This window comes from Candidatus Infernicultor aquiphilus (assembly GCF_002784285.1).
Lineage (GTDB): Bacteria > Atribacterota > Phoenicimicrobiia > Phoenicimicrobiales > Phoenicimicrobiaceae > Infernicultor > Infernicultor aquiphilus.
In genome coordinates this window covers 1-1,530 of record NZ_PFKO01000112.1, presented here as the reverse complement: position 1 = coordinate 1,530, position 1,530 = coordinate 1, and the positions used below count along the sequence as shown (strand labels likewise).

Genomic DNA, 1,530 nt, shown 5'->3' with positions numbered 1-1,530 from the left:
ACCATCTATAGAGGACGAATCAAATAACTCACTGGGCAGCCCAGAAATAAAATTATATAATAAATATATTATCAGAGGGAGACCATAACCAGTATGGGCTAACCAGATTCCCGGAAAAGTACCAGCCATCCCTAACTTATTAAAAATTCGAAGGACAGGGATCATAGTCATCTGTAGAGGAACTACTAATAAACCAACTAAAATTATAAATAACAATCTCCGTCCAGGAAACTCCATCCAGGCAAAGGCATAAGCAGCAAAAGAAGCAATTAAGATAGGAATAATTGTAGCGGGTATAGTAATTAATAATGAGTTTAAAAAGGCTTTACCTATACCAATTTTAACAATAACTTCTTGATAATTTTCTAAAGTATGCCAGGTAAAGTTAAATGGGTGCTCAAAGATAGTCCACCAACCCGATGCGGCAACATCAGCCGAAGGTCGAAAAGAAGTTACTAATAAACCAACGCTGGGTAGTATCCATATCAAAGCTATAATAATTATCACTAAATTAAGTGGTACCTTTGAAAATGTTGAAATTAACTTCTTCATCATCTTATAGCCTCCTGCTCCCTAAACCGTTGGATATTAATTATTATCATAGGAATTATGAGTACTAATAAGATAACTGCGATCGCACTTGCTCGACCATAATTCCTAAAAATAAACATTTCTTTATACATTCGGTTAGCAATAACCTCAGTATTAAAATTTCCATTAGTCATTACATAAACAATATCAAATACTTTAAGAACATTAATTATCATAGTAGTAGCTACCACAGCAAGAGTAGGTTTCATTAGAGGTAAAATAATTTTCCAGAATATTTTAAATTCGTTAGCACCATCCACTCGTGCTGCTTCTAAAAGTTCTCGAGGGATACTTTTATAACTTGCTGATAATATTACCATGCAAAACCCGGTCCATATCCATACTCCCACCATAATTAAACAAAGATTATTTAACCAGGGTTTTTGGATTAACCAGGGTAAAGGTTCTAAATTTAACGCTGCACGAATTGCATTAAGAATCCCGGTTTGAGCAGCCGAAGCAGGTCTATAGTCATAGACAAACTTCCAAATTACTCCCGCACCTACAAAGGAAATAGCCATAGGCATAAATATTAAAGATTTTATAATTGACTCATATTTAACTCGATCTACTAATACGGCTATAATTAATCCTAAAAATACCGTTAAGGGAACAAATACTATTACCCATAGGGCATTATTTCGAAAGGAAGTAAGCATAATTTCATTAGTAAAACAATAAAGATAATTCTTTATACCCACAAATTTTTCTGAATTATAGTTAAACAGGGAAATATAAGTAGTGTAAATTGAAGGATAAATTAAAAAAAAGGTTAATAAAAAGACTGCCGGTGTAATATATAACCAGGGGGTAATTTTTCTCGTACGCATTACAAAAGACTTTCCCTTCTGTTAATTGACTTATTATAATATATAACCAGGGGGTAATTTTTCTCGTACGCATTACAAAAGACTTTCCCTTCTGTTAATTGACTTATTA

The 1,530-nt window shown here is 33.1% G+C and carries 2 protein-coding genes; both read right to left on the bottom strand.

All coding sequences use genetic code 11. The features are described from left to right. A partial coding sequence (locus COZ07_RS03120) for a carbohydrate ABC transporter permease (protein ID WP_406607128.1) occupies positions 1–555 on the bottom strand: 555 nt, incomplete at its 3' end. Then, positions 552–1,421 (bottom strand): carbohydrate ABC transporter permease, encoded by an 870-nt coding sequence (locus COZ07_RS03115; RefSeq protein ID WP_406607127.1) that lies wholly within the window; start codon positions 1,419–1,421, stop codon positions 552–554. The genes COZ07_RS03115 and COZ07_RS03120, both read right to left, overlap by 4 nt. Positions 1,422–1,530: the final 109 nt, after the last annotated feature.

Excerpts from the sequence above, each read along its gene's own strand:
- COZ07_RS03115 (WP_406607127.1), bottom strand. The coding sequence starts at position 1,421 with ATGCGTACGAGAAAAATTACCCCCTGGTTATATATTACACCGGCAGTC.